Raw genomic sequence first — 20881 nt, 5'->3', positions numbered from 1 at the left:
GGTATGCTCACCGAATCGAGAAGGAGAACCCCTGTGTCCCACATCAAACTCTCCGATCACCAGGTTGATCCCGCTGCGCTCATCCGCAACGAGCCGGTTCAGGCGCGAAGTACCGCGCGCCTGGCGGCACTGCTGGATGCAGCGGCCGAAGTGATCGATGAAATCGGCTACGAGCGCCTGACCACGGCGATGGTGGCTGATCGTGCCGGTGCCTCCATCGGCACCGTGTACCGCTATTTCCCCGACCGGATCGCGGTGCTGCAGAGCCTCGCGGCTCGCAACGCCGAGCGCATGAACGAGCGCGTCATGGCCGCGGTTCGCGACGAGCAGCACGAGGATTGGTTCGCTGCGCTGTCGGCGGGCGTCGCCGTGCTGGTGGACGCCTACCGCACCGAGCCCGGGTTCGCCTCACTGCGACTCGGCGACGTGCTCGACCTGCGACCGGCCACCGGCGCGTCGGCGAACGCTCTGCTTGCGTCGCACATGTACGACGCTCTCGTCCAGCGCTTCGAGCTTCCGGGCTCCGACGAGGCGCGCGTGGCGTTCGAGGCAGCCAGTGCGGCGGGCGACGCGCTCGTGGCGCGCGCATTCACGCGCGACCCCGAGGGCGATGAGCAGTTCATCGCGCTGTCGAGCGACATCTTCGTCGCGCTGATGTCGCCGTACTTCGCCGTTCCCGCAAACCACTCCCGCTGACGCGTCCGGGGATTGCCTTGGCAATCCCCGGCGCTCTCCGCTCCGAATGTGTTGAGATGGTGAGGAGCCTTCGCGAGTGCGCGCGGGCTCTGCACCGGCAACGATCCCGTCACGGGGCGACCGAGGGAGAGCGGACAGCGCATGATCGAGTTCCGAGGCGTTTCGAAGCAGTTCCCCGACGGCACGATTGCCGTCGACGACTTCAACGTCGTCATGCCGTCCCACCAGGTCACCGTGCTGGTGGGCTCGAGCGGCTCGGGGAAGACGACCCTGCTGCGGATGATCAATCGCATGGTCGACCCGAGCGCCGGCGCCGTCCTCATCGACGATGAGGATGTCGCGACCACCGAGCCGGTGCAGCTGCGGCGACGCATCGGCTACGTCATGCAGAATTCGGGACTTCTCCCGCATCGCCGGGTCATCGACAACATCGCGACGGTTCCGCGTCTGGTCGGGACCTCCAAGGCCGAGGCTCATGCCCGGGCGCTCGAACTCATGGATGTCGTCGGACTCGAACGCGACCTGGCGACGCGCTACCCCTCGCAGCTCTCCGGAGGCCAGCAGCAGCGCGTCGGTGTCGCCCGCGGGCTCGCGGTCGATCCGAACATCCTGCTGATGGATGAGCCGTTCGGCGCCGTGGATCCGATCGTGCGCGCCGAGCTGCAGCAGGAGGTCCTGAGACTTCAGCAGGAGCTCGGCAAGACGATCGTCTTCGTCACGCACGACATCGACGAGGCGTTCCTGCTCGGCGATCAGATCGTGCTGCTGGAGACGGGAGGGCGCGTCGCGCAGAAGGGCTCCCCGGAGCAGCTGCTCGCGCACCCGGCCAACGACTTCGTGGCCAGCTTCGTCGGCGCCGATCGCGGCAAGCGCGCCCTGACTGAGAAGGTGGTCGACGGTCGCACCATCCTGGTCGACTCCGACGGCCGTGCGGCGGGTGTGCTCAGCGAGGCGCGGCGCTGACATGAACTGGATCGTCAACAACCTCGGACTGATCGGGGAGCTGACGCTCGAGCACCTCCGCTTGAGCGTCGTTCCGATCGTTCTCGGCTTCGTCATCGCGATTCCGCTCGGCTGGGTCGCGTGGCGGTACCGGGTGACGCGCGGACTCGTGCTGACCGTCGCCGGGCTGCTCTACACGATCCCGTCGCTCGCGCTGTTCGTGGTGCTGCCGCCGCTGCTCGGGATCCCGTTCCTCAGCGAGCTCAACGTCACGATCGCCTTGACGCTGTATGCCGTGGCGCTCATGGCTCGCGCGGCGGCGGACGCGTTCGGCTCGGTCGACCCCGGTGTTCGGCAGTCCGCGACCGCGGTCGGGTACTCGGCGTGGCGGCGATTCTGGGAGGTCGAGTTCCCGCTCGCAGGACCGGTGCTGCTCGCCGGACTCCGGGTGGTCGCGGTCAGCACGATCGCGCTCGTGACGGTCGGCATCCTGATCGGCGTCGAGAGCCTCGGCTATCTGTTCACGAACGGTCTTCAGCGTCGCATCGTGGAAGAGGTGTTCGCGGGAGTCGTCGCCACCGCGGCCCTCGCGCTCGTCGTCGATGCCGCGCTTCAGCTGCTCGGACGGGTGCTCATGCCGTGGGCGCGACGCGCCCCCGCGCGAACGCGGGCGGTGTCGACATGACGCTCTTCATCGAGGCATTCGCCTGGATCGTCGCCAACCTCGGTCCCGCGGGCGAGGGCGAGCTGTGGGCGCGGATCGGCGAGCACATGTTCTACACGCTGGTCTCGGTGGCGATCGCCGCGGCGATCGCGATTCCCGCCGGTTACCTGATCGGGCACACCGGCCGGGGGCGCGAGATCGCGGTCGCGGTCTCCGGAGCTGCGCGCGCTCTGCCGTCGTTCGGCCTGATCCTGTTCTTCGTCCTGCTGCTCGGCACCTTCGGCGTCGGACTCGGGGTGCGGGTCGCCGCGGGTTCCTACATCGCGTTCGTCATCCTGGCGATCCCGTCGATCCTCGCGGGCGCCTACGCGGGTCTGGAGGCGATCGACCGCTCGACGATCTCCGCGGCGCGCGCCATCGGCATGACCGAGTGGCAGATCCTCTGGAAGGTCGAGGTGCCGCTCGGGCTGCCCCTGCTGATCGGGGGGCTGCGCAGCGCGACGCTGCAGGTCGTCGCGACCGCCACCCTGGCGGCGTACGTCAATCTCGGCGGGCTCGGCTTCGACATCATCCAAGGCCTCCCGTTGCGTCGCTACGACCAGATGCTCGGCGCGGCCCTGCTGGTGGTGGCGCTTGCCTTCGCGCTCGACGCGATCTTCGGGCTCGTGGCCCAGATCACCGAGCGCATGATTCCGGACGGGCGCAGCGCGCCGCGTCCGCGACCACGTCGTGCCCAGCCGAGTCGGCTGCGCACGAGTTCGGTGGGGACCCCCACCAACAACTAGGTAAGGAAGATCATGTTGAACACAGCAGGGAACAAAGGCCGGCTCGCCCTGGGCGCAGCCGTGGTTGGGGTTGCATTGGCCCTCTCAGGGTGTGCGCAGGGCGATCCGCTGAGCCCCGATGAGGGATCGGGCAGCACCGACACCATCGTGGTCGGCTCGCAGGCGTACTACTCGAACGAGATCGTCGCCGAGATCTACGCGCAGGCGCTGGAGAACGCCGGCTACGACGTCGAGCGCTCGTTCCAGATCGGTCAGCGTGACGCGTACATCCCCGCGCTCGAAGCCGGTGAGGTGGATGTCTTCCCCGAGTACACCGGAAACCTCCTCCAGTACTACGCGGCCGACACGACCGCGACGCAGTCGGACGAGGTGTACGCCGCTCTTGCCGACGCACTGCCGGACAGCCTGGCGGTGCTCGCCCAGTCGTCCGCGAGCGACCAGGATTCGTACACGGTCACGCAGGAGTTCGCCGACGCGAACTCGCTGAGCTCCATCGGTGACCTCGCGAGCGTTGAGGGTGTCGTGCTCGGCGGTCCGCCGGAGCTCGAGGAGCGTCCGTACGGCCCTGCGGGGCTCGAGAGCGTGTACGGCGTCACCGTCAGCTTCGAGGCCACCGGTGACACCACCTTCGATGCGCTCATCGAGGGCGTCGTCGACGTCGCCAACATCTACACAGCCGACCCGCGCATCCAGACCTCGGGCCTGGTCACCCTCGACGACCCGGAGGGTCTGTTCCTCGCGTCGAACGTCGTTCCGCTCGTGAACGCCGACCTCGCCGACGAACTCGCGTCGGTGCTCGACCCGATCAGCGCCGCGCTGACCGCTGACGGCCTCATCGCCCTCAACGTGCAGAGCGTCGAGGATCAGCTGTCGAGCGCGCAGATCGCGACCGAGTGGCTGACGGCGAACGGCTTTCTGAGCTGATTCGCTGAGTCATCAGCGGGGACGGGTGCGGATCGCGCCCGTCCCCGCCGTCGTCTGCGACGGCCGTCGCGGCGCTCTCAGGGCGCCGTCAGATCGTCGTCGATCGTGTTGGCGTCGCCGTCGCCCGGCTGGTCCCAGTGGCGACGCTCGGAGCGCACCAGCAGCCACTTGACGAGCACGACCCCCAGGGCGAACGCGACGATCACCCCGACGAAGATGTACCCGGCGACGTGCAGCTGATCTGCGAGCTCGCGGTAGCCCACCGCCGCCACCGAGCCGAATGTGACATAGGCGACCGCCCACACGATGCAGGCGGGAGCTGTCCACGCGAAGAAGCGGCGGTAGCTCATCGCGCTCATGCCGACCGTGAGCGGCACGAGCGAATGGAACACGGGCAGAAAGCGCGAGATGAAGACGGCGGGGCCGCCCCTCCGATCCACGTAGTACTCCGCGCGCCGCCAGTTGGCGCGGCCGATCCAATGGCCCAGGCGGGAGTCCCGGATGCGAGGACCGAACAGCCGCCCCAGGGCGAACCCCACGCTCTCGCCGCCGAGCGCGCCCACGATGACGGCGACCAGCAGCGAGATGTATCCCAGGGGCGTCTCGACGGCGGTGCTGGCGACGATCACGATCGAGTCGCCCGGCACGACGAGCCCGACGAGCACGCTCGTCTCCAGGAACATCCCGACGCCGGCGAGCGCGGTGCGCAGCACCGGATCGACCGACGCGACCAGCTCCAGGATCCAGGTGAGCGCAGCGTTGATGTCCATCAGGCGTGCCGATCACCGATCGGCCGGCGCAGCGCGTCGAGGCGGTCGCGCCAGCGCTGCAGTCGGCCCGGCTCCTCGGCGAGGGAGGGTCCGTCGATCCACTCCGTGACGATCCGAATGCCGTGCAGCGAGTTCAGTGCCCACACCTCGAGCCCGTCGAGCTCGTCGGGGGTGACCTCTTCGTGCAGCACGTCGACGCCGAGCGCCGTTGCCAGCGCGAGCACGCTGCGCAGGGTCACCGAGTCGATGCGGGGGAGCTCCGGGTCGGGGATCGCGAGCGCATCGCCGCGCCACCACGCGAAACAAGTCGTCGAGCCTTCGACGACGAAACCCTCCGCGCTCAGCAGCACCGCCTCATCGGCACGGCGCGACTGAGCCTCGGTGCGCAGCCGCAGCATCGCCTCCAGGTCGGGGCCCTTCACGAGCGGCACGGTGCGCGGGTCGCGCCCGAGGTGGGTGGCGACGGTGACCGAGCGGCGGCGCTCGGGGGCCTCGCGCAGCAGCAGACGCAACTCGCGTCGGTCGTGCCGTCGACGCGCCTCGACGCGCGGGAACCAGGCGCCGGTGCGGGGGAGGGCGGCGATCGCCGCCGTCCAGAACTCGTCGAGCTCGGACGGCTCGAAGCCTTCGGCCTCGGCGGCGTCGGCGAAGCGCGCGCGATGAAGGTCGAGCGCGAGGGTCAGGGCCTCGTCGGTGAGCCAGGAGTCGGCGGCGACGAGTTCCACCGGGCCGGGGGTGCAGTCGACGACGGGCTCGAGCGCGCCGCCGTGCCACAGGAGGGTCGTCGTTGCGCTCATAGGATCAGGGTATGCGCCTCTCCTCCGTCCGGCTGGAAACGTCGCCGCGACGAGTGCTGGAGCATCCGGTCGGCATCGTGGCGGACGTCGCCGCGGCGTTCCGGGCGCTCGTCGGCGAGGCCGACGGCTTCTGGCTCGACAGCGCCGCCCCGGAAGCCACCGGGCCGGGAGCGGGCACCCACTATCTGGGACGCGGCGAGCGAGTTGCCATCACCGGGCGGGTTCTCGATACGCTGCGCGCCGAATTGGCGGTTCGCCCGATCGAGGCGAGCGAGGATCTCCCCGCGTTTCGGCTCGGGCTGGTCGGCTGGCTGGAGTACGAGCTCCGCGGCGAAACGCTCGGACAGCCGTCCGTTGCGGGTCCGTCGCCGGCAGCACTTCTGCGTGTCGACCGGATGCTGGCCGTCGACGCCGCCACCGGCGAGGGCCGCCTGATCGCACTCGGCGACGACTGGAGCGGTGAGCTGGCGATCTGGCGCGATGCGGCGGTGGCAGCACTCACGGAGCTCGCCCCCGTCGAGCCCGCCCCGGCCGCCCCCGTCGAGGCACGCTGGCTCGACGACGATGTGACGTATCTCGAGCACATCCGCTCCTGCCAGGAGGCGATCCGCGAGGGGGAGGCGTATCAGCTGTGCCTGACGACGCGCGTCGAGGTGCCGGGTGCCCACCCGGACCCGGTCGAGCTGCTCGCGGCGCTGCGTCGCAGCAGTCCCAGCCATCACGCCGGACTGGTCCGCATCGGTGACACGACCCTCGTCTCGGCCTCGCCCGAGCGCTTCCTTAGGGTCGATGCGCGCGGACGCGTCGACACGAGCCCGATCAAGGGCACCCGTCCGCGCGGGGCCGACGCCGCGAGCGACGCGGCGGCGCGGGCGGAGCTGCTCGACAGCGAGAAGGAGCGTGCCGAGAACCTGATGATCGTCGACCTGATGCGCAACGACCTCTCGCGCGTGTGCGAGGTCGGCAGCGTCGCCGTCACCCACCTCCTCGAGGTGGAGAGCTACGCGCAGGTGCATCAGCTGGTGAGCACCGTCGAAGGACTGGCGAGGGAGGGGCTCGACGTCGTCGATGTCGTCGCGGCCTGCTTCCCGGCCGGGTCGATGACGGGCGCCCCCAAGCGGCGGGCGACGGAGCTTCTGCACGAGCTCGAGGCGCGGCCGCGGGGCATCTACTCGGGGGCCTTCGGCTGGTTCGGCTTCGACGGCGCCTGCGATCTGGCGATGGTCATCCGCAGCATCGTCCTGGATCCCTCGGGCGCCTCGATCGGCACCGGCGGCGGCATCACCGCACTGTCCGACCCTGCCGCCGAGCTCGACGAGATCCGGGTCAAGGCGGCGCCGCTGCTGCGCGTCCTCGGCGCGCCCGCCTCCTAGTTCGGCGCGCTGGCGAATGTTGCCGAGGTCGGGAACGACGGAACATGCCCGCGCGTTGAGTAACCTGGACGATGGATCGCGACGTCCGCCCGCCGTGTGATGGCGCGGGGCACGATCCGGCACCTGACGAATGAGAGTTCTGTGACCCAGCACGACGACGCCCCGAACGAGTACGACTTCACGCGCATCCAGGAGAAGTGGCAGGCGCGATGGGATGAGCTGCGCCCGTTCGCGACCGATGACCCCACGGATGCGCGCCCGCGCAAGTACGTGCTCGACATGTTCCCGTACCCCTCCGGCGACCTGCACATGGGCCACGCCGAGGCGTACGCGCTCGGGGACGTCATCGCGCGCTACTGGCGGCTGCAGGGCTTCAACGTGCTGCACCCGATCGGCTGGGACAGCTTCGGCCTGCCGGCCGAGAACGCGGCCATCAAGCGCGGGGTCGACCCGCGCGCCTGGACCTACGACAACATCGAGCAGCAGCGCCAGTCGATGAAGCGCTACGGCGCCTCGTTCGACTGGGACCGCGTGCTGCGCACGAGCGACCCCGAGTACTACAAGTGGAACCAGTGGCTGTTCCTCAAGCTCTACGAGAAGGGCCTCGCGTACCGCAAGGCGAGCTGGGTCAACTGGTGCCCGCACGACCAGACCGTGCTCGCCAACGAGCAGGTGGTGGACGGGCGCTGCGAGCGGTGCGACAACATCGTCGTGAAGAAGAAGCTCACCCAGTGGTACTTCAAGATCACCGACTACGCCGACCGGCTGCTCGATGACCTGAACCAGCTCGAGGGCTCGTGGCCGAGCAAGGTCATCGCGATGCAGCGCAACTGGATCGGCCGCAGCGTCGGCGCCGACGTCGACTTCGTCATCGAGGGCCGTGCCGAGAAGGTCACCGTCTTCACGACGCGCCCTGACACGCTCTTCGGTGCCACCTTCATGGTGGTCGCCCCCGACTCCGACCTCGCCGCCGAACTGGTGGCGGATGCGGATGACGAGACCAAGAAGAACTTCGCCGCCTACCTCGAGCAGGTGCAGAAGTCGACCGAGATCGAGCGCCAGGACGCCACTCGCGAGAAGACCGGCGTGCCGCTCGGCCGCGTCGCGATCAACCCGGTCAACGGGGAGCGCATCCCCGTCTGGGCGGCCGACTACGTGCTCGCCGACTACGGCCACGGCGCCGTCATGGCCGTGCCCGCGCACGACCAGCGCGACCTCGAGTTCGCGATCAAGTTCGATCTGCCGGTGCGCGTCGTCGTCGACACGAACGCCCCGGTGACCGGGGCGATCCCGGTGATCACTCCTGAGATGCTCGAGGCCGGCGACCTGCTGCCGCCGGACCCGGTGCAGACCGGCGAGGCGCTCGCGGGCGAGGGACGCCTGATGAACTCGGGCCCGCTCGACGGGCTCAGCAAGTCGAACGCCATCAAGCGCGTCATCGAGCTGCTGGAGGAGGCGGGCACCGGCCGCGCCGCGAAGACGTACCGTCTGCGCGACTGGCTGATCTCGCGCCAGCGCTACTGGGGCACCCCGATTCCGATCCTGCACACCGAGGACGGCCGCGAGATCCCCGTCGAAGAGTCGGCGCTGCCGGTTCAGCTGCCGCCGAGCGAGGGTCTCGACCTGCAGCCGAAGGGCGCCTCGCCGCTCGGCGCCGCCGAGGACTGGGTCAACGTGACGCTGCCCGACGGCACCGCGGCGCGTCGCGACCCGGACACGATGGACACCTTCGTCGACTCGTCCTGGTACTTCCTGCGCTTCCTGAACCCGAACGACGACACTCAGGCCTTCGACCCGAAGGAGGCCGAGAAGTGGGCGCCCGTCGACCAGTACGTCGGCGGCGTGACGCACGCGATCCTGCACCTGCTGTACGCGCGCTTCATCACGAAGGTGCTGTTCGACCTCGGCTACGTCAGCTTCACCGAGCCGTTCAGTGCGCTGCTGAACCAGGGCATGGTGCTGATGAACGGCTCCGCGATGTCGAAGAGCCGCGGCAACATCGTGCGGCTCTCGGAGCAGCTCGATGAGCACGGTGTCGACGCGGTGCGCCTGACGATGGCGTTCGCCGGTCCGCCGGAGGACGACATCGACTGGGCCGACGTCTCGCCCGCCGGTTCGGCGAAGTTCTTGGCGCGCGCCTGGCGCATCACGGGTGAGGTCACCTCGAGCCCCGAGGTCGAGTGGAAGGGCGGCGATGCGGCCCTGCGTCGCCAGACGCACCGTCTGCTCGCCGACGCGCCGGGCCTGGTCGAGGGCTTCAAGTTCAACGTCGTCGTCGCGCGGCTCATGGAGCTCGTGAACGCGATCCGCAAGACGATCGATTCCGGCCCCGGTGCCGGTGATCCGGCCGTTCGCGAGGCGATCGAGATCGTCACGAAGCTGCTCAGCCTGTTCGCGCCGTACACGGCCGATGACATGTGGGAGCGCCTCGGCTACGAGGGCAGCGTCGCCACGACGACCCTGCGCAAGGCCGACCCGACCCTCCTGGTGGAGGAGTCGGTGACGGCGATCGTGCAGGTCGACGGCAAGGTGCGCGACCGCTTCGAGGTGGCACCGACGATCGACACCGGTGCGCTGGAGATCCTGGCGCGCGGCTCGGATGCGGTGGCCCGCGCGGTCGGCGATCGCGAGATCGTCAACGTGATCGTGCGAGCCCCGAAGCTCGTCAACATCGCGACGAAGCGCTAGTCGCTCACAGCCGGGAGCATCCGCGGGACCGCGCGAGCGGTGCCGACCTAACCTGACGCCGTGAGCGCGCGTCTCGACCCCGACCCCCGCCGCGCCCGCGTGCGGGTCGGGGTCGGGGCCGCGCTCATGCTCGCGCTGGCGGCGCTCGGCGTCGCGGTGTTCATCACCGCCGTGACCCCGCGCGGCACCAGCGCCGTGATCGAGGCGCCCGCCCCCGACGAGACCGCCGCGGCCCCAGGCGGCGCGAGCGCGACGATCTACGTGCACATCCTGGGGCTCGTCGCGCGCCCGGGTCTGTACGAGCAGCGCGAGGGCGCTCGCGCGGTGGACGCGGTCGCGGCGGCGGGCGGCTTCCTGGACGGGGCCGACCCCGAGGCCGTCAACCTGGCGAGGTTCCTCGTCGACGGCGAGCAGCTGGTCGTCTACGCCGAGGGGGAGGCGCCCGCCGCCGGCTCGGGCGCGGTCGTCGGCGGCAAGGTGAACCTCAACACCGCCGATGCGGCGACCCTCGAGACGCTGCCGCGGATCGGGCCCGCGATGGCGGAGCGCATCCTGCAGTGGCGTGAGACGAACGGGCGGTTCACCGCGATCGAGGACCTGCTCAGCGTCAGCGGAATCGGCGACAAGACGTTCGAGGGTCTGCGCGACCTCGTCACGGTCTGAGCCGTGCGCGGCGACTACCGTCTCGTGCCCGCGGCCCTCGTCGCCTGGTTCGCCGCGATCGTCGGAGTCGGGGCCGCGGAGGCCTCGGCGCTGCTCGCCGCGGCGGTCGCGGGCTGGGCGGTGGTGCTCGGTGTCGCGGCGACGCTGCTCAGGGGTCGCGAGGCCGTCAGGCCCGCGGTGCGCCTCCGGCTCGGCGCGGTGATGCTCGCGACCGCAGTCGGCGCCCTCGTGCTCAGCGCCACCGCGAGCGGGGTCGCCGCGCGCACTCCGTCCGAGCTGGCCGAGGCCGCGGGGTCGGGTCGCAGTCTCGACCTCGAACTGGATGTGACGGCCCGGCCGCGCGAGGGGCGGTTCGAGGCGACGCTGCGGGCGCTGGGCGACGCGCCGGGGCGCGAGCTCGCGGTGCCGGTGCTCGTGTTCGCCCAGCCGGATGACCCGGCCCTGCCGAACATCGTGATTGGCGCGACGGTGCACCTCATCGCCTCCGTCGACGCCGCCGAGCCGGGGGATGACCGCGCCCTTCTGGTGTTCGCGCGCGGCGCGCTGCACGACATCCGGCCACCGCCCGTGCTGCTGGAGGCGAGCGAGGCGCTGCGCGCGGGGCTCCGGCAGGCGACGGGCGCGCTGCCGCAGCCGGGCTCCGGGCTGCTCCCGGGGCTCGCGATCGGCGACACGACGGAAGTCGGCGCGGCGCTCGACCGCGACATGAAACGCAGTTCACTCAGCCATCTCACTGCCGTCTCGGGGGCCAACGTTGCTATTCGACCTGTTCAGGGCCTTCTATGACTGAGAATCAGCCTACTTGAGTGCGCCCAGCCGCCTCTCGGAGCCCGGAATCAGTGAACCTGTGCGGATTCTGCATAGGTTGCCCAGGCGGCCATCAACTACCCGGAGGCGCCGGGCAGTTGACCTCTCCAACTCGCAAGCATTCCTTGCGAGTTGTTCTCAAGGCCCGCGACCTACCGAGGATCCTGCGCTAGTTCGCGCGTCCGCGACCTGTCAGGAGTCCTTGCAGGTTGCGAAGCCGCGCGGTCGCGAGGCGAGGCGTTCTTCCAACTCACAAGAGTTCCTTGTGGGTTCGACGGGCTGACCCCATCGGCCCACTTGTCGGTGGTCGCCACGAGGATCTCTCTTCCGCACCTGAGAAAGGAATCCACGGAGAGTCTCGACGAAGTCATCGGTCGCGAGCACGCGTTGGAATTGTCGTTCGACAGCCCGTATGGCGCGGGCAATGTCGAACGCTGGTACGCCCAGTTCTGGCTGCTCGACTACAGCGACGAAGACGCGGATGAGCCCGCTCGGACGCTCGTTGCGTCCGCCCGTTTGGTGCGCGTTGGCTTCGACGACGACTGGGTCGACTCGCTCGACGCGGAGGCCGGCGACCTGAGCGCCATCGCCGCCGCGCTCCGTGACATTGACGTCCTCTTCGACATCGACGTCGACGCTCTCGCGGCGAACAGCTTGCTCATCATCGACTTCGTGGGGGTGCCCGACGAGCATCGTGGACGGAAGGTCAGCCACGCGTTCGTGCGCGGCCTCGCTCATGTCTTCCGTGGAGAGGTTGTTGCCCTCCTCCCGGCGAGTTTGTCGACCGACGAGCACGGGGAGCTCCGCAAGGACAAGGAGAAGCTCGCGGCGTTGACGAAGCACTGGAAGCAGTGCGGCTTCGTGAAGTTGCCGAAGACCAAGGTGATGGTGTTGCCCCGGATTCAATCGATAAGTGTCCCGAAACGCGCCGCCTCGCAAAGAGAGAAATCAACACCTTTGCGCTGATAATCTCCCTTTGTGGCTCAGGCTAATCGCGACAAGCCACCTCCCACTTCGCAGGTGAAGGTGCTTCTCGCGAGAAGCGGCGGTCAGTGCGGATATCGGGGATGTGGCCGGGAGCTTTCAATCGACGCTCCGACCGTTGGTGACCCTGCAAAGCCCATCGGCAAGATCGCCCACATCTGTGCCGCCAGCGAGGGCGGGCCGCGCTTCGACCCGTCCATGACGACACAGCAGCGAGGCTCCGCTGCGAATCTCTTCTACCTCTGCGGCGACCACCACGATGCCGTGGACACCTTCATCGCCGAGCACCCAACGGAGCTTCTGCTCGAGATGAAGGCAGAACACGAAGAGACAGTCAAACGTGCGATGAAGTTCGCGCTCGGCGACGTGACTTACGCGAGCTTGGCGTTGGTCTGCACTGTAGTCGCCGCGCAATCCTCGACAACCGAACTCGACGAAATTGAGCTATCCCTGCCGACGCAGCAGAAGATCGATCTGAACGAGCTGGGCGAGTCAAGTAGACAGCTCATTGAAACTGGACTGGCGCAATCAGGACGTGTCCAGGCTTTCATCGCGTTCCAGTCAGGCGAGGTCGCGAACTTTGAGCGCCGACTCGTCGCCCGAATGCGAGCTGACTACGAGGAAGGCGTTGCGAGCGACCTGAGTTCTGACGAACTCTTCGACTTCGTGCTTGGTAAGGCAATCGCCGGCGCTGGCCCCCGCGACAGTCCAGAGGTCCGAGCAGCCGCCCTCGCAGTTGTTGCCCTCATGTTTGAGATCTGCGAGATCTTCGAACGTGAGTGAGCTGCTTCCAACGAAATTGACGCCCGTTGCGAGGACCGTGTTGGGGCACGGTGCATCGCTGATCCAACTGCTCGGCGAAAGCGCCGTGCTGCCCGGTCAGCTTTGGGTATCCGCACGAGAAAGTCACCCAACGATGACCTACGTCGACTTCGTCGATGCCTTGACAATGCTGTTTGCCGTTGGACTGATTGACGAAGAGAACGGTTTGATCCTGGGGGGTTCGAGTGCTTCGGCGACTTAGCGCAAACGACGAGCGCTTCAAGCCCATCTATTTTCACGAGGGCTTCAATGTCATCCTCGCTGATCGAGACCCGAGCGCGACCAATCAGCAAAGCCGAAATGCACGGGGCAAGACCTCACTGCTGTTGGTCATCAACTTCATGCTCGGCGGTAGCCTGCACGACAGCCTGAAGCCGCTCGCTGATGGGGGATGGGAGTTCACCCTCGCCCTGGATCTCTTCGGACAGCAGGTAACGGTCTCTCGCAACCTAGCCGCCGGGAGCAAGCTCAAGATCAACTTCCCGGACGCCTTGCAAGGTGTGCTTGGCCAGTATGTCCAGGAGGGAAGGATCTCCCTTGACGACTGGAAAGATCTACTGGGGCTTGCCCTCTTTAGGCTCGAGCCAGCACCTGAGGGGTCGACTGAGCAGCTCTCCGCCCGTACGCTGCTCAGCTACGTAGTGCGCGCAACAGCTCCTTCCGACCCCTTGAAGTTCTTCAACGGCCAGCCCGCTCTGTCTGTACGAAAGCACATTGCGTTCCTCGTGGGGTTGGACTGGACCATCGTCCGTGAGCTCCAGATCGTCAACCGTCAGATCGATGACCTAGCGGCCGTCGGGCGGACAATGCGAGACGGCGTGCTCGATTCACTTCGCCCCGCTGAGCAGCTGGAGCTCTCCCGCTCCGCCGCTCAGAACGCAGTCGATGCCCTGCGGGCGCGAGTGGGCGAGTATCGCGTGCTTGAGGATCCGGACGAGATGCTGACCCGTGCCGACGCACTCACAGCGGAGATCGCTGTTCTTCGCGATCAGGGGTACGTCGACCAGCGAATGGAGTCGCTGTATGTGTCGGCCTTGAGCGAAGACGTGGTTCGAGAGGGCGCCGATGAGACAGAGGTTGTCGGGATCTACGAGGCTGCCGGCGCGACGTTCAGTAGCGCGGCACTTCGCCGGCTCGAGACTGTCCAGGCATTCCGAGAGAACCTCCTAGCGAATCGCAGACAGTTCCTCGAGAACGAACTTCACGTCGTGCGGGACAGGCTAACAAGCGCTCGACAGGCTCTCCGCTCGCTCGATGAACAGCGGGAAGAGATGATGCGCGCACTCCGAGCTGGTGGAGCTCTAGACGAGTTGATGGCGATGCAATCCGAGTTGGCCAGCCTCGTCGCAGAGGTTGGGCTACTAAACGCGCAGATCGAGCAGTCGCGCGAGGTGGCTGTTTCCGTGGACGAGATGAAGGCCGCGAAGGCCCAGATTCGAACCGATGCCTCGCAGAAGCTGGTCGACGATCGCGACAAGCTTGATCAACTGAGCGACCGATTCAGAACCAAGATGAAGCAGCTCTACGACGTGGATGCGGTCATCTCGGTCACCGTCGACGGCGAGGGGTATCTGTTCTCAGTGGTGGTTGCGAGCGGTGCGAGCAGCGCTGTCTCGCGGATGCGACTCTTCTGCTTCGATTTGACGCTCCTCGAGGAGGGCGTCTCGACTGGTCATCACCCCGACTTCCTAGTGCACGACTCGAGCGTGTTCGACGGAGTGGACCCGCGCCAGCGAGCCTCGGCTTTGAAACTCGCAAACACCATTGCCTCGGACATTGGCGGACAGTACATCTGCACAATCAATAGCAACGACGTGCCCGAGGACGTCGCCGAGGAGGACTGGTTCGTCGACGGAACCGTGCGCACTGTGCTCGACACAGACGAAGGCGGTCTGTTCGGACTGCGGTTCTAGAGCAGCCGCGGCCTCACACCTCGAACGGATCCACCACGCAGTGCATCCCGTGAGTCTCGCAGCTGAACGCGACCTTGAGATGACCGTCGACGTCGAAGGGCTCCGGCGGACAGTCGGCTCCGCATTCGGGACACGTGCGGTGCGACTCGTCCTCGAACATGCCGAGATTCTGCATGAAAACGGCAGCACGTGGGGGCCCGGTTCACAGGTGCAGCGGAGAGCGGCCCCAGCGGATCAACGTCCTCGGTCACTGCCAGGATGGAAGGCACGACAGGGAGGGCCGCGTGGGTATCAACACTTCGACCATGAGCGTCAGGGAGCTGCTCAGTGCCTACGTCGCCGTGCTCGATGAGCTTCTAGCTCGGGGCATCACCCGGACACGGAATGCCCCGCTTGGGGACCTAGCCGAACACATCGCGTGGCGGGCCTATGGCGGCCACATCGAGATGAACTCGAAGAAGAGCTACGACGTCCTCGATGCCGATGGTCGCAAGATCCAGGTCAAAGCTCGACTGGTCGAGGGCGCCAAGGACACGGACTTCTCCGCCTTCCGAAGCTTCGACTTCGATGCTGCTGTCTTCATGGTCCTAGACGTTCGGACATATGAGGTTGTGTGGGCGCGAGAGCTATCGCAAGCGGAGACCAAGTCCCTCGGCCGTCATGTCGAACTGACGAACAGTCGCTCGATTCGCACCCGCCACGTGCTCCCCGTCGGCATCGACGTGACCGAACGCATTCGAACCGCCTACGCAGAGATGGACCAGAAGTGAGCGGGCACGACCTCTCTGACATGCCACTCTCTGAGCTACTCGCGCTGCGTAGTGCCATCAACGCCGAAATCACGAAGCGTGGACACATCAGGACGGCCACCTCGCTAGAGGGGGAGCTGATGGAACGCGTCGTTGCGGATGCTTACGGCGGGGCGCTCACCCCGCCCACGAACAAGTCAGTCGATGTGGTGCTCCAGGATGGCACCGGGATCCAGGTCAAAGTTCGGTCGCTGCGACGAGGGGAGACTCGATTCTGGTCGTTCGAGGACTTTGAGTTCGATAGCGCTGTCGTGATTTCGATGGACCGCGACACATCCGAGATCATCTTTGCTCGCGAGCTAACTCGCGCCGAGATGCAAGAGCACTCGATGCTTGCGGCCTCCGGCGACTACCGCCTCAGAATGGGCAAGGCACGCGGCCTCGGTGTCGACGTCACCGCGCGTTTGCGCGCCGCATACGACCGCCTTCAGTAAGTGTCGACGCTATCCGGCGAGAAGCTCGAGCGGATCCACGCCCAACTGCTCGGCGAGCTTAGAGAGCGTGTCGAGCGAAAGGTTGCGTTCGCCGCGTTCGATGCCGGCGAGATAGGTCCGGTCGTACTCGAGCTCGTGGGCGAGAGCTTCTTGCGAGATCCCGCGTGAGACGCGCAGCGCGCGGAGGTTCTTGCCCACTCTCTGGTTGAGGGGACCGCGCGTTGCCATGGTCCCAGATTCGGCCGATGGTACTCAAACGTCCACGGACTTATAGGTACCGCGCGACGGGTGCCGTCGCTACGATCAAGGGGGCGAATCGAGACGAGGGAGTAGGACATAGACGCCCTCATCTTCGCTCGCGTCTCGCAGGACAGCAGCGGTCTCGGCAGATCTGTGGAAGAGCGGGTCGCTGACGGCCTGCGGTGGGCTCAGCAAGAGGGTTGGAACGTCTCTCGCGTCATTCGAGAGACCGGTTCGGCGAGTCGTTTCTCGTCGCGGCGCGACCGCGCAGAGTGGACCGAGGCCCTCCGACTGATCAATGAGAGGCGCATCGGCATTCTCCTCACATGGGAGAGCAGTCGTGCGACGCGTGACCTTGCTGGCTTCGCGGAGTTGCGCGACGCATGTGCCCGCGCCGGCGTGCTCTGGGGTTACGGGCGGAAGGTCTATGACCTTGCGAGCCGCGACGACCGTTTTCGCACCGGCTTGGACGCGCTGCTCGCCGAGGACGAGGTGGCGAGGACGAGCGAGCGCATCCGTCGAGCGGTCGAAGCGAACGCGACCGCCGGACGGCCACACGGCCGGAACTTGTACGGGTACCGCCGCGTCTACGACACTTCGACGCGGCAGCTGCTCTATGTCGAAGAGGAGCCGGGGACTGCGGACGTCGTCCGCAACGTGTTCAAGATGGCCGCGGAAGGCGGGACGCTCTACGCCATCGCGAAGACCCTGAACAGTGGCGGCATCGAGCCGCGGAACCCGAAGCGCATGGAGCATCGCCAAGGTGAGGGTTGGACGCCTGGCGCCGTCAAGCAACTGCTGTCCACGCCCGGCTATGCGGGACTCCGCCAGTTCCGCGGGCAGATCGTGGGAGACGCCGCATGGCCGGCGCTCGTCAGCCTCGACGAGTGGGCGTCGGTGCAGGTTCTGTTGAGCGCTGCTGCGCGTCCGCGCGAGGAACGTCCCGAGCTCCGCTACCTGCTCACAGGTATCGCTCGGTGTGCGACCTGCGGTTCCGTCCTCCGAAGCGGGCGCAGCGCGAAGCGGATGGTTGGCGGCAGTCAGACCCAGCACCTCAGCTACAACTGCCCCGCACACCACACGTCGATCTCGATGAAACACCTCGACCTCATCGTCGACGAGCACGTCGTCGCCAAGCTCTCGGAGCCTGACTTCCTCGACACGTTCCCGCAGTCCGGGGGAGTGGCGGCTGAAGACCGGCGCCGCCTGCTCGAGGAGGTCAACAAGCTCAAAGAGTGGCTCGAGAAGGTCCGAGTGCTCGCTCTCGCCTCCGACCTACCCGAGATGCTTCTCGCACAGGAGCGGCTCGTTCAGCCGAGGATTGACGAGAGCGTTCGGCAATTGCGGTTGCTCACCGAGATCCCGCTGGTCACGGAGCTCGCCGAGTCCGGCGACGTCGCCGGACGCTGGGCACAGATGGAACTGACCGAACGGCGAGCGGTCATCAGAGCGGTCCTGACGATCAGAGTGCGGCCGGCGCCGTACCGCGGGGTGCGTGGGATCTGGCAGACGGTTGAGCGGACCGAGGTTGAGTGGAGGGGGCCCGAGGCTCAGGCCGAGTAGGAGAGTCGCTCGCGTGAGGCCATGGAGCCGAAGCGTTCGGCCGACCTCGGCCCACACTCATCATCGCCGTCCGGGGCTGATCAGGTGCAACGCTTCGGGGTCGACGGCTGGCACCGCTAGCTGGAAGGCCAGGTCCAACTCGCGATCCAGGGTGACTTGACTCATGTCTGGCGTTCTGTAGAAGTGCCGAACTATGAAGTCGATGAAGACTGCCGGTGTTACTGGAGCGCTCACCGGTATCCGGCAATGCTTGTACTGACCGAGTGTGAGATGGGCAGCGGGATGCTCTCCACCGACTTCTACGCCCTCTCGGATGTCGAAGTCGAAACGGACGGGCACAGTGACCACCTGTAAGCCCACGACCTCGGCGAACGGAATGTCATGTAGGTACAGCTCGGGCAGATTTTGGAAGTCAAGCAGTCGCGGTGACGGCAAGTACGCAAGGCGATGCCGGATGAGCTTTCCCTCCGCAAAGGAGTAACTCATCTGTATGAGGGCACCGTCGAGCAGGATTGCGTTGAATGCTCTACGTCTGAGTTGGTCGTCGTAGAGGTCCTCGTAGGAGACATCCCGCAGCACGCTGGAGTCGACGGCGTTCATGGTCGTGATCGCGCCCGAGTGTTCGTCTCCAACGAGCTTTGGCCACTCTTGTTCGTCGGCCAGACCTTGAGCGACGAGCCAAGTAGTCAGAACCGTGATCGACCTAATGACCTGCTTCGGAGTGGGTTCAGCCATCCACATCGCCTTTGAGTAGACGAAGCAAGCGCTCGCGCACGTCAGGATCAAGATCTTCGGCGTAGGCGCGTGCGTCTTCGAGCCCCGCGAGGAGGTCGCTGGCCAGTTTCCGCTGTTGGTTGATGTCTTTGGCCTGCGCCGCGGTGAGCTCTCGGTGCACGAGATTCAACTTCTCTCGTTCGGCTTCCGACGGGTACCGGAACTGCAGTGTGAACTCCTTCGCTTTCACCTCCTCAAACTCCGAGAGGAGTTGATCCATCTGCGGACCGAATCCGAGCACTCGAACCCAGCCCTTGCTGCGCGTGATGGCAGTAAACAGTCGATTGCGCACCGCCGCCTGGTTCGCGATCTGATCCAAGCCCTCGTGCGCGTTAACGACGTAGACCATGCCCGCTTCGTTGCCCTTCGCGCGATGAATGCCAGTGAAAGTAACTGACTCGCGACCACGCGCAAAGAACTCGGTGGGAGATGTGTCGACTCCAGCCATGTGGTTCGGGACGCCAGCCTCCAACAGCTGAGCTCGAAGCGGCGGCAAGTTGTTCCGTGCAGTCAAACCGTTCGGATTGACAACGATGATGTCGTCATATCGCAACTCGTCCTCTTTGAGGTTCTTCACGATCTCAGCGGCGACCCAATCGTTCTGTTCGTCGGCGCTCTGGAAGGCCTGAAAGTGCACGAGGTCAGCGATCGGCGAATGCTGTTCCAAGAATGGTGGGCTCGAGTCGTTAGTGCGAGCGAGCACGACGTCCTCGTCAGCACGGAGTTGGCCATCCCGGACCTCGTAGCCAATGTCTTGCCAAAGACCAGGGCTCTGAAAGAGTTGCACGAGGCCCGATTGTCGTCCGGCGGGCGGCTCGCGATAGACGCCAAAGCCGAGCGCGTGTGCGGTCACAAGTACGGGACGCGAGTTTCGGTAGCACTTCTGGAGCACGATGTCGTGCGAGCTGGCAGTGCCGCTTGCTGAGTCAAACGTCACTCTTTGACGACCGTCTGGATCGCTCCCGAAGATGACATCGGGAGTCGGCAGACTGCGCCCATCCAAACTCTGAAGCTCGTCGTACGCATAGACGAGTCGCTTCTCTTCCCCGAGCATGAAGTAGCACATGCGGAGAAACGCTGAGGGTTGATCCTGGGCTTCATCGACGAGGATCGCATCGAACGAGTCGACCTCGGCGTCACCGGAGGTGTTGAGTGCTTGCTCACAAGCCCAGCGGAAGGCGTTGGCGTTCGACCCGGCGTTCGCCCCAGCAGAGCGGAAGTTGTAATACGGGACACCCGCCGCCTCGCAATAGAGGCTATACATGCCTGACTTTTCGGTGCTACCTGGGCTGCCCCAAGCATTCAGGACCCTGAGCATTGTCCAGTCCGGTTCAGCACCTGTTTGCTCAATGGTGAAGTTGCGGATGAGGCGCACAAACTGGTCATGCAACGAATGCGTGTTGTACGTAACCGCGATTCGCCAATCTGGATGTAGGGCATGTAGATAGGCGGCCTTGAGTGCCAAGACGATCGTCTTGCCGCTGCCGGCGAGTCCTCGTATTCGCTGGACGCCGTCCACAGTCTGAATGACGGCTTCGCTCTGTTGCTTGTCGAGCGTCGCAATCGATCCTTCGAGCTTCACGAGCCGCGCGCCACGTGAGTCTGGGTCCTTGACCACTCGAGGCACTCGGCTCTTACCTAGCGCGCTCAGCGTCTCGATCGCCGAAAGCACCTGCTCGAAGATCGTAGTCTGCGCGATTTCGACTGGCAGGTCGGAAATGGTTGACGCGAGCGTCCCAGTGTCGGTGAGGTAGTAGTCCTCCTCGACCTGAACGCCATCGACAACGGCACCCGGCGCGAACGTGACTGCCGTGATTCTGGGGATCAGCACCCGCTTCTTCACAAGTTGCTGATGTTGCAGGAGACGAGATTGCATCACTCGAACGAGCTCGTCTTGCCTTGCCTGAAAGTCGCCGAGCTCGGTGCCCTCGACGAGATCGAAGATGACGACCCCTCGGTCCCGGTCTACCAGCAGCGCGTCCGCAAATCCCACATCCGGTTGCGCAGGCAAGATCGGGAACCCCGTGAACAGCTCGCCATTGAGCTGCGCCTCATCCTTCAGTGCGTCCACGAGCAAGCCCGTGGACACTGGCTTGCTCGTGCTGCCCCGCACGACGTTTATGGTCATGCCTCATCGTATTCGGCGCAGGTTCACGAGCAGCAACGATCTACTGTCGCGGCGTCGCGGATCGAAGCGGTGAGAGTGTGGCGCTGAAACAGAAAACGACAAGCT

General features: G+C 66.1%; 22 protein-coding genes. 16 read left to right on the top strand and 6 right to left on the bottom strand.

Translation table 11 applies throughout. The annotated features are described in order from the left end of the window. Window positions 1-33: 33 nt before the first annotated feature. The 5 genes from ACR3ZA_RS02770 (at window position 34) to ACR3ZA_RS02750 (ending at window position 4011) form a co-directional block, all read left to right on the top strand. Window positions 34-696: a TetR family transcriptional regulator gene (locus ACR3ZA_RS02770; RefSeq protein WP_473659928.1), complete on the top strand. Its 663-nt coding sequence runs from the start codon at window positions 34-36 to the stop codon at window positions 694-696. A gap of 141 nt (window positions 697-837) precedes the next feature. Next, entirely contained in the window at window positions 838-1659 is an 822-nt protein-coding gene (locus ACR3ZA_RS02765; protein WP_473659926.1) for an ATP-binding cassette domain-containing protein, read from the top strand. 1 nt (window position 1660) lies between these two features. Continuing rightward, window positions 1661-2323 carry an ABC transporter permease subunit gene (locus tag ACR3ZA_RS02760; RefSeq protein WP_473659924.1) on the top strand — a complete coding sequence of 221 codons (663 nt, stop codon included), beginning with the start codon at window positions 1661-1663 and terminating at the stop codon, window positions 2321-2323. Beyond that, window positions 2320-3087: an ABC transporter permease subunit gene (locus tag ACR3ZA_RS02755; protein WP_473659922.1), complete on the top strand. Its 768-nt coding sequence runs from the start codon at window positions 2320-2322 to the stop codon at window positions 3085-3087. The genes ACR3ZA_RS02760 and ACR3ZA_RS02755 overlap by 4 nt, the downstream gene beginning before the upstream one ends. 12 nt (window positions 3088-3099) lie before the next feature. Continuing rightward, window positions 3100-4011: a glycine betaine ABC transporter substrate-binding protein gene (locus tag ACR3ZA_RS02750; protein WP_473659920.1), complete on the top strand. Its 912-nt coding sequence runs from the start codon at window positions 3100-3102 to the stop codon at window positions 4009-4011. Between the two features lie 77 nt (window positions 4012-4088). Here the strand turns inward: ACR3ZA_RS02750 and ACR3ZA_RS02745 are convergent, their stop codons facing one another. Together ACR3ZA_RS02745 and ACR3ZA_RS02740 are read right to left on the bottom strand one after the other, a co-directional pair. Further along, on the bottom strand, window positions 4089-4775 hold the full coding sequence (locus tag ACR3ZA_RS02745) for a VTT domain-containing protein (protein WP_473662267.1): 687 nt from the start codon (window positions 4773-4775) through the stop codon (window positions 4089-4091). A gap of 5 nt (window positions 4776-4780) precedes the next feature. Beyond that, window positions 4781-5578 (bottom strand): aminotransferase class IV, encoded by a 798-nt coding sequence (locus ACR3ZA_RS02740; RefSeq protein WP_473659918.1) that lies wholly within the window; start codon window positions 5576-5578, stop codon window positions 4781-4783. Window positions 5579-5589: 11 nt separating this feature from the next. On the opposite strand from ACR3ZA_RS02740, the gene ACR3ZA_RS02735 reads away from it, so the two are divergent. The 8 genes from ACR3ZA_RS02735 (at window position 5590) to ACR3ZA_RS02700 (ending at window position 14828) form a co-directional block, all read left to right on the top strand. Then, entirely contained in the window at window positions 5590-6951 is a 1362-nt protein-coding gene (locus ACR3ZA_RS02735) for a chorismate-binding protein (RefSeq protein ID WP_473659916.1), read from the top strand. Window positions 6952-7050: 99 nt separating this feature from the next. Further along, a complete protein-coding gene (gene leuS / locus ACR3ZA_RS02730) occupies window positions 7051-9639 on the top strand; it encodes a leucine--tRNA ligase (RefSeq protein ID WP_473659914.1) in 2589 nt (862 codons plus the stop codon). A 60-nt stretch (window positions 9640-9699) separates the two neighbouring features. Beyond that, window positions 9700-10302, top strand: coding sequence for a helix-hairpin-helix domain-containing protein (locus tag ACR3ZA_RS02725; protein ID WP_473659912.1), 603 nt, complete (start codon window positions 9700-9702; stop codon window positions 10300-10302). A gap of 3 nt (window positions 10303-10305) precedes the next feature. Further along, entirely contained in the window at window positions 10306-11088 is a 783-nt protein-coding gene (locus tag ACR3ZA_RS02720) for a hypothetical protein (RefSeq protein WP_473659910.1), read from the top strand. 318 nt (window positions 11089-11406) lie between these two features. Beyond that, complete coding sequence (locus ACR3ZA_RS02715) at window positions 11407-12075, top strand: hypothetical protein (RefSeq protein WP_486179540.1); 669 nt, start codon at window positions 11407-11409, stop codon at window positions 12073-12075. A 54-nt stretch (window positions 12076-12129) separates the two neighbouring features. Continuing rightward, window positions 12130-12876: an ABC-three component system protein gene (locus ACR3ZA_RS02710; RefSeq protein WP_473659906.1), complete on the top strand. Its 747-nt coding sequence runs from the start codon at window positions 12130-12132 to the stop codon at window positions 12874-12876. Continuing rightward, window positions 12869-13117, top strand: a complete 249-nt coding sequence (locus ACR3ZA_RS02705) for a hypothetical protein (RefSeq protein WP_473659904.1) — start codon at window positions 12869-12871, stop codon at window positions 13115-13117. Before ACR3ZA_RS02710 ends, ACR3ZA_RS02705 begins: the two co-directional genes overlap by 8 nt. Further along, entirely contained in the window at window positions 13101-14828 is a 1728-nt protein-coding gene (locus ACR3ZA_RS02700; protein ID WP_473659901.1) for a DUF2326 domain-containing protein, read from the top strand. The genes ACR3ZA_RS02705 and ACR3ZA_RS02700 overlap by 17 nt, the downstream gene beginning before the upstream one ends. A gap of 13 nt (window positions 14829-14841) precedes the next feature. Here the strand turns inward: ACR3ZA_RS02700 and ACR3ZA_RS02695 are convergent, their stop codons facing one another. Beyond that, window positions 14842-14988 carry a hypothetical protein gene (locus ACR3ZA_RS02695; protein ID WP_473659899.1) on the bottom strand — a complete coding sequence of 49 codons (147 nt, stop codon included), beginning with the start codon at window positions 14986-14988 and terminating at the stop codon, window positions 14842-14844. A gap of 145 nt (window positions 14989-15133) precedes the next feature. Between ACR3ZA_RS02695 and ACR3ZA_RS02690 the strand changes: the two genes are divergently transcribed. Next, window positions 15134-15598 (top strand): DUF6998 domain-containing protein, encoded by a 465-nt coding sequence (locus ACR3ZA_RS02690; protein WP_473659897.1) that lies wholly within the window; start codon window positions 15134-15136, stop codon window positions 15596-15598. Window positions 15599-15717: 119 nt separating this feature from the next. After that, the gene (locus tag ACR3ZA_RS02685) at window positions 15718-16071 is read left to right on the top strand and encodes a hypothetical protein (protein ID WP_473659895.1); all 354 of its coding nucleotides are present in this window, start codon (window positions 15718-15720) and stop codon (window positions 16069-16071) included. Window positions 16072-16080: 9 nt separating this feature from the next. On the opposite strand, the gene ACR3ZA_RS02680 is transcribed toward ACR3ZA_RS02685, so the two are convergent. Beyond that, the gene (locus tag ACR3ZA_RS02680) at window positions 16081-16299 is read right to left on the bottom strand and encodes a helix-turn-helix domain-containing protein (protein WP_473659892.1); all 219 of its coding nucleotides are present in this window, start codon (window positions 16297-16299) and stop codon (window positions 16081-16083) included. A 165-nt stretch (window positions 16300-16464) separates the two neighbouring features. Here ACR3ZA_RS02680 and ACR3ZA_RS02675 point away from each other — a divergent pair, with 165 nt between their 5' ends. Next, on the top strand, window positions 16465-17874 hold the full coding sequence (locus ACR3ZA_RS02675; protein ID WP_473659890.1) for a recombinase family protein: 1410 nt from the start codon (window positions 16465-16467) through the stop codon (window positions 17872-17874). A 60-nt stretch (window positions 17875-17934) separates the two neighbouring features. Here ACR3ZA_RS02675 and ACR3ZA_RS02670 read toward each other — a convergent pair whose 3' ends face one another. Together ACR3ZA_RS02670 and ACR3ZA_RS02665 are read right to left on the bottom strand one after the other, a co-directional pair. Continuing rightward, window positions 17935-18609, bottom strand: coding sequence for a DUF2290 domain-containing protein (locus ACR3ZA_RS02670; protein ID WP_473659887.1), 675 nt, complete (start codon window positions 18607-18609; stop codon window positions 17935-17937). Then, on the bottom strand, window positions 18602-20776 hold the full coding sequence (locus tag ACR3ZA_RS02665; RefSeq protein ID WP_473659885.1) for an ATP-binding domain-containing protein: 2175 nt from the start codon (window positions 20774-20776) through the stop codon (window positions 18602-18604). Before ACR3ZA_RS02665 ends, ACR3ZA_RS02670 begins: the two co-directional genes overlap by 8 nt. Between the last annotated feature and the right edge of the window lie 105 nt (window positions 20777-20881).

Source organism: Herbiconiux sp. J20-20 (assembly GCF_057365085.1).
The sequence above is the reverse complement of the archived record's forward strand: the minus strand, read 5'-3'. Positions and strand labels throughout refer to the sequence as shown.

Bases quoted from the DNA above. Each gene is read 5' to 3' on its own strand.
- ACR3ZA_RS02750 (WP_473659920.1), top strand. From the start codon at position 3,100: ATGTTGAACACAGCAGGGAACAAAGGCCGGCTCGCCCTGGGCGCAGCC.
- leuS (WP_473659914.1), top strand. From the start codon at position 7,051: ATGGCGCGGGGCACGATCCGGCACCTGACGAATGAGAGTTCTGTGACC.
- ACR3ZA_RS02695 (WP_473659899.1), bottom strand. From the start codon at position 14,988: ATGTTCGAGGACGAGTCGCACCGCACGTGTCCCGAATGCGGAGCCGAC.
- ACR3ZA_RS02740 (WP_473659918.1), bottom strand. From the start codon at position 5,578: ATGAGCGCAACGACGACCCTCCTGTGGCACGGCGGCGCGCTCGAGCCC.
- ACR3ZA_RS02670 (WP_473659887.1), bottom strand. From the start codon at position 18,609: ATGGCTGAACCCACTCCGAAGCAGGTCATTAGGTCGATCACGGTTCTG.
- ACR3ZA_RS02755 (WP_473659922.1), top strand. From the start codon at position 2,320: ATGACGCTCTTCATCGAGGCATTCGCCTGGATCGTCGCCAACCTCGGT.
- ACR3ZA_RS02685 (WP_473659895.1), top strand. From the start codon at position 15,718: ATGGAACGCGTCGTTGCGGATGCTTACGGCGGGGCGCTCACCCCGCCC.
- ACR3ZA_RS02760 (WP_473659924.1), top strand. From the start codon at position 1,661: ATGAACTGGATCGTCAACAACCTCGGACTGATCGGGGAGCTGACGCTC.
- ACR3ZA_RS02680 (WP_473659892.1), bottom strand. From the start codon at position 16,299: ATGGCAACGCGCGGTCCCCTCAACCAGAGAGTGGGCAAGAACCTCCGC.
- ACR3ZA_RS02690 (WP_473659897.1), top strand. From the start codon at position 15,134: ATGAGCGTCAGGGAGCTGCTCAGTGCCTACGTCGCCGTGCTCGATGAG.
- ACR3ZA_RS02665 (WP_473659885.1), bottom strand. From the start codon at position 20,776: ATGACCATAAACGTCGTGCGGGGCAGCACGAGCAAGCCAGTGTCCACG.
- ACR3ZA_RS02765 (WP_473659926.1), top strand. From the start codon at position 838: ATGATCGAGTTCCGAGGCGTTTCGAAGCAGTTCCCCGACGGCACGATT.
- ACR3ZA_RS02735 (WP_473659916.1), top strand. From the start codon at position 5,590: ATGCGCCTCTCCTCCGTCCGGCTGGAAACGTCGCCGCGACGAGTGCTG.